The following is a 9631-nucleotide window of genomic DNA, read 5'->3' on the forward strand; positions in this document are numbered from 1 at the left end:
CAAGACCTTAACGATTTGGTAGAAGCAATCGGTTTACCAAAAGAGAAGCTTTGTACCCATTGTTGGGATGGTCAGATTGCGGCAATCTTCCACATTGAAGGCGCCGAGGCTATTGACCCGGATCTGCACACGCTTGAAGTGCTGTATCAAGCGGGGCTGCGATCCATTGGCCCGGTCTGGAGCCGCCCGACCATCTTTGGCCATGGCGTGCCGTTCCGGTATCCCAGCGATCCCGATATCGGCCCCGGCCTGACGGATCATGGCCTACGACTGGTCAAGCGGTGCGATGAGCTTGGAGTGATGATCGACTTGTCACACCTGAATGCCGTCGGATTCTGGGACGTTGCTCGACATTCCACCAAGCCGCTGGTGGCCACGCACTCCAATGCCCACGGCATCTGCCCGCATTCGCGAAATCTGACGGATGACCAACTGGCGGCGATCAAAGATAGCGACGGCATGGTAGGCCTGAATTTTGCAGTGGCGTTCCTACGCGAAGATGGGCGGATGATCGCCGATGTGCCGCTGAACCAAATGTTGCGGCATTTGGATTATCTAATTGAGCATCTGGGCGAGGATCGTGTCGGTCTGGGCTCTGATTATGATGGGGCGATTGTACCGGAGGATGTGACGACCGTCGCTGATCTGCCTAATTTGAGACAGGCCATGGCAAAGCACGGGTACGACGATGCGTTGATGACCAAGCTGTGCCACGGAAACTGGTTGCGCGTGCTCGAAAAAACCTGGGGGTCCTAACCTAGCCAAGCACGCTCGACATTATGGAAAACCAAACAGGAGAGGTAAAGAATTATGAATGCTTTTAACCGCTTACTATCTACAGCGGCCATCAGCCTTGCGGTCGGATTAACCTCCGTTGCCGCCATCGCCGAAACGCCCGCAAACATGCTGGTGATCGCCAACCGGATTGACGACATCACCACAATTGATCCTGCACAAAGCTTTGAATTCGCAGGCTCTGATGTCAGCCGCAACATCTATAACAAACTGGTCAACTTTGACCCGTTGAACTTGGATGCGGGCTATCAACCCGATCTCGCCGAAAGCTGGACAGTAAGCGAGGATGGCCGCACCATCACTTTCACCATGCGTGAAGGCGTCAAATTCCATTCGGGCAACCCGGTGCGCGCTGAAGATGCCGAGTTTTCGCTGCGCCGCGTCGTCACGTTGAACAAAACTCCATCTTTCATTCTGACACAATTCGGCTTCACTGCCGAGAATGTCGGTGACACTATCGTGGCCGAGGGCAATACCCTTCGCATTACGACGGACAAGCGTTATGCCACGTCCTTTGTATTGAACTGCCTCACCGCCACGATCGGCGGTATCGTCGACAAGGAAGTGGCGATGGCCAATGAAGTCGACGGCGATCTGGGCAATGCATGGCTCGCGACAAACTCTGCCGGCTCCGGTCCTTACGTGCTGCAAGGCTGGAAACCGAACGAAAGCGTCACATTGGTCAGCAATCCTGACTATTATGGCGGTGCACCAGCAATGGAACGTGTGATTGTACGCCATGTGCAAGAAAGCGCGACCCAACGTCTGATGCTGGAACGCGGTGACATTGACGTCGCACGTAACCTGAACCCCGAAGATATCGCTGGTGCGCGCAGTGCAGACGGCGTGGCCATCGATGACGAATTACGTGGCCGATTGATGTATATTTCGGTCAACCAGAAGCACGAAATTCTGTCCAAACCCGAAGTGCGCCAAGCGATCAAATATCTGGTCGACTATGAAGGTATGCAGAACAGTTTTCTCAACGGTCAGTACACGATCCATCAGAACTTCTTGCCACGCACCTATCTGGGTGCTGTGGATGAGAATCCGTTCAGCCTGAATGTCGAAAAGGCCAAGGAATTGCTGGCATCTGCCGGCGTTGGCCCGTTCGAGATTGAAGTCGGCGTGCGTGAAGCACAAGAGCGAATTGAGATCGCTCAGTCGTTGCAAAACACGTTTGCGCAGGCAGGCATTACGCTGAACATCACAGTGGGGACCGCCAAGGCCATTCTGGGCCGTTACCGGGCACGGGAACTGGATATGTATATGGGTGCCTGGGGACCGGACTATCCGGATCCACACACTAATGCCGGCACATTTGCGTTTAACCCCGACAATACTGACGAAGCTGGAGCGACGGGCCTTCTGGCTTGGCGGAATGCTTGGGACACCGGTGGCCTGACGGCCAAAGTCGAAGCGGCTGTTGTCGAAGGCGACCGGGACACACGCGCACAGATGTATGCGGACATTCAAGCCGAATTTCGTGACATCGCGCCATTTGCAATCCTATTCCAAAAAATCGAGCAGACAGGCCGCAATGAAGCGGTCCAGAACCTCAATCTGGGCGGTGCGATTACAGCCGTATCTTACTGGCCCGTTACCAAGTAAATGGCATTGGCAGAAAACAATAGCGAGGGGCGCCGTAAGGCGCCTCTTGAGCTTTGGATCAGAACCACGTTTCTGACGCTTGGCTCGATCATAGTGACCATGCTTGGCCTGATGTTCGTGACATTTATCATCGGACGGGTAATGCCGATTGATCCGGTTTTGGCGATTGTCGGCGAGCAGGCCTCTAAATCAACCTATGACGCAGCCTATGAGCAACTCGGACTGGACCGGCCGATCATCGTTCAGTTTGCCTATTACGTCTGGGACGTCATCCATGGTGATTTTGGCAAGTCCTTGCTGACTGCCCGCCCTGTCTCTCAAGACATTGCGCGGGTGTTTCCTGCGACTTTGGAGCTTGCCTCAATAGGCGTTTTCGCCGGGATCGTGCTCGGTGTGCCATTAGGCGTTGTTGCCGCCGTCAAGCGCGGATCGTGGATCGATCAGGTCGCAAGGGTCATCGCTCTGGTCGGCTATTCGATGCCAATCTTTTGGTTAGGCCTGATGGGCCTTTTGATTTTCTATGGAATTTTGGGTTGGGTCGGTGGCCCGGGCCGCGTCGGAATTTTCTATGTCGATATCGTGCCCTCAGTGACGGGCATGATCCTTGTCGATAGTATCCTCGACCGAAACTGGCTGGTCTTCAAAGACGCGCTAAGTCACATAGTGCTGCCTGCATCCCTTCTGGGTTATTATAGTCTCGCATATATCAGCCGCATGACGCGGTCATTTATGCTGGAACAATTGAGCGCCGAGTACATCACAACTGCACGCGTCAAAGGCATGTCGGAAAGCGCCGTGATCTGGCGTCATGCGTTCAAGAACATTCGCGTTCAGCTGATCACCGTGATCGCGCTCAGTTATGCGAACTTGCTTGAAGGGTCTGTGCTGACCGAGATTATATTCAGCTGGCCTGGCATCGGTAGCTATATCACTACAGCGCTACTGTCTGCCGATATGAACGCTGTGATGGGCGGAACTGTCGTGGTTGGTCTGATCTTCATCCTACTCAATATCTTCTCAGATCTGCTCTACAAATTCTTCGATCCAAGGGCGAAGTAGATGGTGGATATCCAAACATGGCGTGCTTGGTTACTAACCGACACACCGACCTCTCGGCGGCATGCAAAACTATCGACTCTTTATCAAGGCTGGCTTTCGTTTCGCGGAAATACGATGGCGATGGTCGGGTTGTGGATCTTGATCCTTCTGCTGCTGACCGCCTTTGCAGCACCGTTGCTTGCCCCACATGACCCCTTTGCCCAAGATCTTGCCAACCGCCTGCAACCTCTGTGGTCTGACGGGCATGCTTTTGGCACTGACAGCCTTGGTCGTGATATACTCAGCCGCCTGATCTATGGCTCTCGCATCACGCTTTATATCGTCGCTTTAGTCGCCCTGATCGCCCCCATATCGGGCCTTCTGGTAGGGACTGTCGCGGGCTATGTTGGTGGCTGGACCGATCAAGTGCTCATGCGGATCACGGATATATTTCTGGCCTTTCCGCGCCTTGTTTTGGCATTGGCTTTTGTAGCAGCCTTGGGCGCAGGAATCGAAAATGCTGTTCTCGCAATCTCTCTGACCGCATGGCCACCCTATGCCCGTATCGCACGAGCAGAGACCTTAACGATACGATCCTCGGACTATATCAGCGCTATTCAGTTACAAGGTGCCGGCGCGATGCGCATCATCACCAAACATATCTGGCCGCTGTGCATCTCGTCTTTGATCGTGCGTGTGACGCTTGATATGGCGGGTATAATTCTTGCAGCCGCAGGTCTGGGTTTTCTGGGCCTTGGCGCGCAACCGCCCAGCCCGGAATGGGGTGCGATGATTTCTGAGGGGCGCAGGTTCATTCTCGATCATTGGTGGGTTGCCACAATGCCCGGCATGGCAATCTTCACAGTTTCTTTGGCCTTCAACTTGCTCGGTGACGGGCTTCGTGACGTGCTTGACCCGAAGGATAGTGAGAAGTGACGTTGTTGGATGTCGAAAACCTTTGGGTGAAATTCCCATCACGCCAAGGCGTCTTTGACGCAGTGCGAGGCGTGTCATTTACTTTGGGGCGCGAACGGCTTGGTATTGTGGGCGAGAGTGGGTCCGGCAAGTCAATGACAGGCCGCGCCATCCTACGCCTGATCCGTCCTCCGGGGATCGTGACCGCCGACCAGATCTCGCTGGAAGGTGACGATCTGATGCTGAAGTCTGAGCGCCAAATGCGCGACGTACGCGGCCAACGGATCTCCATGGTCATGCAGGACCCTAAGTTCTCTCTGAACCCGGTAATGACTATCGGCCAGCAGATCATCGAGGCCTACCGTCTACACAACAAAGCGAGAAAATCAGAGGCCTACGCTAAGTCGCTGGAGATGCTTGAAGCGGTCTCAATCCGGGATCCGGAACGCGTCATGCGCGCTTATCCGCACGAAATGTCGGGTGGAATGGGTCAACGTATTATGATTGCAATGATGCTGATCCCAAACCCCGAAATCCTTATCGCGGATGAACCGACCTCTGCTTTGGACGTCTCAGTCCAGCGGCAAGTTCTATCAATCATTGACAAGCTGGTCACGGATCGAGGCATGGGGCTAATTTTCATCAGTCACGATCTGAATCTTGTTGCTGACTTTTGCGATCGTGTGCTGATCATGTACTCGGGTCGCATTGTTGAGGTTTGCGACGCTGACAAGCTGCACGATGCGCAGCATCCCTATACGCGCGGACTACTCAATTCTTTGCCCCGTCTGGATGCTCCATGTGACAAACTGCAAGTGCTGAGCCGCGATCCAGCATGGTCCGAAGCCCCAAGTGTGAGTGCGCGCCTGTGAGTATGTTAAACGTGGATAATTTGAGCGTTTGGTTCGGGAACGGACGTGACCGTGTTGACGCGGTGAGAAACGCCAGCTTCAATGTAAATCGCGGTGCCAGTTTTGGTCTAGTCGGCGAAAGCGGGTCCGGAAAGTCCACCATCCTGCGCGCGGTGATGGGGCTCACCCCGAACTGGTCTGGCGCGATTTCCGTCGACACGAAACCCGTCGACAAGACGCGCCAAAAGTCCTTCTACAAAGTCGTCCAGATGGTATTTCAGGACCCTTATGCGTCGCTGCACCCGCGCCATTCCGTGGATCAAGTATTGGGAGAGACACTCTATCTACACGGGTTTCGCGATATTGACGCCCGCGTTGTGAAGCTGCTGGATGATGTCGGTCTCGGCGGAAAATTTCGCTTTCGCTATCCACATCAACTGTCGGGCGGCCAAAGGCAACGCGTCGCTATCGCCCGCGCTTTGGCTCCGAAACCCAGCATCCTGCTGTTAGATGAGCCAACCTCAGCACTTGATGTATCGGTCCAAGCAGAGATCCTCAACCTGCTGACCGATTTGCGAACGGAACACGGATTGACCTATATAATGGTCTCTCATGACTTGTCCGTCGTGGGGCATATGTGTGAACAATTGGCCGTTATGAAAGATGGTGAGATTGTAGAGATCATGGAGGTTGAAGCGCTACGAAAGGCGCAAGCAAGCCACCCCTATTCGCAAGAATTGCTAGCGGCGTCGATCTGAGGGACTGATTTGCATTTCGGACGCCATTTTTTCTAAACTGGACTTTGGCCGCATTGCGGAAATTCGGAAATGGGAATCAAAGCTAACTTTCGCGGCAATAGACACCAATGGCTGCCCTTCCCAAATCTAATACGCTCTGCATACCCAGCTTGCGAAACGAGCTATGCCCGAAAGTTGGTGACGGCTTGATCAGGCGGCGTTTTGAAGTTGCTTGATCCCGTCCTTGAACTCAACCCCTTCAATGATCTCGGTCATTCGGTTTGCCCCGTCAAGTTTGCGCCATTTCGTCCGCGCTGACATCATCAGCTTGAACGCAATGACGAGGCCGGTTTTGCGGCTGAGACCCCATTCATCCGCCCCGACTAGCACCAGAACACATTGTTTTTCCTCAGCCATTCGAGGTCGGAAGTAGACACCATCCATTGCCCGGCAGGCGCATCCACAGGATGCTGCCGAGAGGGGCGCCATGGAATGTGTTTGCTACTTGAGGGCATCACGCTCCAAGGCGCGCGCACAAACTGGCCTACTTTTACTCCGCCCTAGTGGCAGGATTTTACGCCTTCGTTGACTTGCCATCTGTCTTCTAATGGTCAAGATAGGTCCGGTGCATGTGCAGGTGGTATCGTGCTGCCGCTGCAAAAGATGGACCGGGACAGACCCATCAATACTCTCTAAAAAAGCCACACCCAGCGGCAACACATTCAATAAATGGTATCTGTTATCCGTTATTCAAGACGCGAGAACATATTGAAAAGTCGGCAGGACGATGCAGGCGTGGTTGTTGAGGGCTCAGGGGCAGTCAGGTCGACTGAACGAACAACATCATTTTCTGTCATGAAAACTGGACGCTATCGGATACCTGCAATTTGGGACATCGAGATGTTAAAGTGCGAACCAAGAGGAGATGTAGGTCCGCATGAAGATATTTGTCCTACTGTGTCTCGACATCGTTCAATTCAATACCCAAGTGAATGATCCTGCTTCAGGATGAGCATCCAATCATGCGCTTTGTCTTAAATCTATCTGCCTTTGCGTTCCTGATGCTCCTTGCGCCCGTGGCCGCCTTAGCTGAGGATATTATGGTAGAGAATTTTGAGTTCCAACCGGAGGCCCGGTGGAGTTTTTTCACTGACCGAGTCATGGGCGGCGTGTCCACTGGGCAGGCTACCTTCGTAAGCGAAAACGGCGATCTCTATGCGCACATGACCGGGAAGGTGAGCACCGAAAACAACGGTGGATTCATCCAAATTCGAATGGAATTACCCAATGCTGCTCCTGAGGGTTCCTCGGGTGTGCGCCTATTGGTGCGTGGCAATGATCAAAGGTATTTCGTTCATCTTCGCACGCGTGGAACAATGCTTCCCTGGCAATATTACCAGGCCGGTTTCGAAGTGGCGCAAGATTGGACTGAGGTCCGATTGCCGTTCACAGCCTTTGAACCCTCCGGCAGGCTGCTTAGAAATGTACCGCGTGCAAGTAGCCTCAAATCCATTGGAATTGTTGCTTTTGGCCGCGAACATGACGCCCAAATCGACATCAAAGAGGTAGGTTTCTTCTGAGAGATTGTCCCCACTTCCGGTGTTGGCAAGCTCAGGTTTCACGCCAAGCTTTGTGCAACTGAGTTGAAGAGAACCGAATGCCCGAAAGGGCACTGGATTCATTTTGCCTTAATGCATCGAATCTCGTTCGCTTTACGGTCCTGAACCTCTATTCGCTCCACCCGTGCACATGTACGTCGCGTCCGGAGCGAACTTTCATAATCTTGACGGCGAGGTCGTCCCTCTCTTTGTCCCGTGTCCGGACTATTTCAGCCTTCAGAAATCTGGACATTGAGATGCATCAATCACACCGCCGCGATTGCAACTTGCTGTCTAATTCGGGGGTAGCGTGTCAGCCAATTTTGATGACGCGAGTAATTACATGCCGTTTGCTATTAGTGTGCCATGAGCACCTTCACGGCGGTCTGTTCCGTCATTGAACGCGTCGTGCCGCCAAAGACAAACTGTTGCAGCCGCGACCGACCGAAAGCTCCCATAACCACCAGATCGGCTCCAACCTCTGTGGCCCGGTGTCTTATACACGCGCCAATCTCCTCGCCGCCGCTAGGATATTGGTTAATAGTGACGGTGCAGCCCTGATGGCTCAGCCATATTGCCAAATCGGCGCCGGGATCTTCACCATCTTGAAGTTCAGTGGCAATCGGATCGAAGCTACCGATTATGACTTCCTTTGCGGCTTTCAACATCGGCAAAGCGGCATGAGCTGCACGGGATGCCGGAAGCTCAGTGTTCCAAGCAAGAAAGACACACTCAGGTTGATCGAGCGGCAGGCCGTTCAGAACAAGTGGAATAGGGGATTCAAAAAGCACGCCATTTACGGCGGCGTGGAATGCATCCGGGTCGTCATTGCGAAGGCTCTGCGATACGGTTGCAGCATCGCAGACCAAAGCGCGTCTTGCTACGACACTCCGGACATCTGAAGGCACGCAAGATACCGCGTGGACGTCGCCAGAAGTTCCCTCACTTTCCAGTATGGCCTGTATTGCTTCGGACCTCTTTCTCAGCATCTTCCGCTGCTGTGCTATCTCTTCAGCCCATCCTGGGGCCACGTCCACACTTCCATATGGCAATACGCCGAATGAGCTAAGTGGGTAGGTCGGCACCATCGACAGGATTAGGCAAATCAAGCGACTGTTTTGTCCTGCAGCATGGGCCGCTATTTGTCTTGCCTCGCCGTCCGTGGTCGCCTCGTTCATAACAAAAAGAACGGTCTGGTTTCTCATATCGTTTCCTTTCGAAGGACTCTGAAGGTCATTTAGCGCGGCGGTATTCTGCCCTCCTGCCTGATTTCTGGGTTGGTGCAGTACCGTCGGTCGTCTCAATTCGTTAGATTTTGACACGCGGTGAGGGGACGAAATTATCTATACTCATCTCAAAACGTGCACACTGCAGGACGCGTGCCGTACAACACGTGCAGCTGTCGAACCGAGGAAATAGTCGCTTAGTCCAGGCTTGTGCGAGGCAATCACGATGCAGTCGATGCGCTTCTCTTTGGCGTATTTCAGTATCTCGGGACCAGCCGCCCCATGCAGGATTAAAGTTTTGATTTCTGAAAGCGGTCCGACAAACTTCCGCAATGCCGCCATCGCCGCTTCTCCGGCCCTAGTTTCATTCTTGCGATTGGTTTCGCTAGGGCCAAGATAATTCGGCAAAGGTTCAATCACCGTTAAAGCGGTGACTTCCGAATTGACGCCTTCCGCCAGATGCAACGCCAGTTTCAAAGCCTCTTCGTGCTTTTCGGCATGGGTCGGTTCAACCGCAACAAGAATGTTTCTGTACATAGTCTTCCCCTCCAACTCTCAAGATTGGAAGCAGATTATTGTGTCCTTCACATTGATCTGTGTCAGCTATTCTCGTCGACTTGAGCTGGTACCCAACCCGTTTTCTTTATGGACTTCGGTCAGAATGAAGGGCTTTCGCGCTCGCTTTTCAGCCAAATCACTTACCCAATTGATGATACCCGCAGCAGGCATCGCTCCGGCCTGCCGCTTGACTGGTCTTGTTTCGCTAACGTTCCGGTCTCTCAACTCATTTATGCGGCCTTTCGCTCGAATGCCAAGGGGCTTTTGCCGCCTAGCGATGAGTGGCGGCGGCGCGGATTGTA

9 protein-coding genes and 1 pseudogene are annotated in these 9631 nt (G+C 53.4%); 7 read left to right on the forward strand and 3 right to left on the reverse strand.

Going from position 1 to position 9631, the window contains the following annotated elements:
- The 6 genes from AC221Y_RS15325 to AC221Y_RS15350 all read left to right on the forward strand — a co-directional run.
- Window positions 1–756 (forward strand): dipeptidase (locus tag AC221Y_RS15325; protein WP_486707668.1); only part of this gene is annotated, 756 nt, incomplete at its 5' end.
- 54 nt (window positions 757–810) lie between these two features.
- Window positions 811–2406, forward strand: a complete 1596-nt coding sequence (locus tag AC221Y_RS15330; protein ID WP_299750402.1) for an ABC transporter substrate-binding protein — start codon at window positions 811–813, stop codon at window positions 2404–2406.
- Window positions 2407–3465 carry an ABC transporter permease gene (locus AC221Y_RS15335; protein WP_299750399.1) on the forward strand — a complete coding sequence of 353 codons (1059 nt, stop codon included), beginning with the start codon at window positions 2407–2409 and terminating at the stop codon, window positions 3463–3465.
- Entirely contained in the window at window positions 3466–4380 is a 915-nt protein-coding gene (gene nikC, locus AC221Y_RS15340) for a nickel transporter permease (RefSeq protein ID WP_299750396.1), read from the forward strand. It begins immediately after the preceding gene.
- Window positions 4377–5231 (forward strand): ABC transporter ATP-binding protein, encoded by an 855-nt coding sequence (locus AC221Y_RS15345; RefSeq protein ID WP_299750393.1) that lies wholly within the window; start codon window positions 4377–4379, stop codon window positions 5229–5231. Before nikC ends, AC221Y_RS15345 begins: the two co-directional genes overlap by 4 nt.
- A gap of 2 nt (window positions 5232–5233) precedes the next feature.
- Window positions 5234–5968 (forward strand): ABC transporter ATP-binding protein, encoded by a 735-nt coding sequence (locus AC221Y_RS15350; RefSeq protein ID WP_299750415.1) that lies wholly within the window; start codon window positions 5234–5236, stop codon window positions 5966–5968.
- A 189-nt stretch (window positions 5969–6157) separates the two neighbouring features.
- Here the strand turns inward: AC221Y_RS15350 and AC221Y_RS15355 are convergent.
- Window positions 6158–6310 (reverse strand): annotated as a pseudogene (locus AC221Y_RS15355) (IS256 family transposase); the annotation flags it as partial.
- 629 nt (window positions 6311–6939) lie between these two features.
- Here AC221Y_RS15355 and AC221Y_RS15360 point away from each other — a divergent pair.
- On the forward strand, window positions 6940–7527 hold the full coding sequence (locus AC221Y_RS15360) for a CIA30 family protein (RefSeq protein WP_486707669.1): 588 nt from the start codon (window positions 6940–6942) through the stop codon (window positions 7525–7527).
- Window positions 7528–7901: 374 nt separating this feature from the next.
- On the opposite strand, the gene AC221Y_RS15365 is transcribed toward AC221Y_RS15360, so the two are convergent.
- Together AC221Y_RS15365 and AC221Y_RS15370 are read right to left on the reverse strand one after the other, a co-directional pair.
- Window positions 7902–8750: a universal stress protein gene (locus tag AC221Y_RS15365; protein ID WP_486707670.1), complete on the reverse strand. Its 849-nt coding sequence runs from the start codon at window positions 8748–8750 to the stop codon at window positions 7902–7904.
- Window positions 8751–8894: 144 nt separating this feature from the next.
- Entirely contained in the window at window positions 8895–9308 is a 414-nt protein-coding gene (locus AC221Y_RS15370; protein ID WP_299754983.1) for a universal stress protein, read from the reverse strand.
- Between the last annotated feature and the right edge of the window lie 323 nt (window positions 9309–9631).

This window comes from Boseongicola sp. (assembly GCF_057460485.1).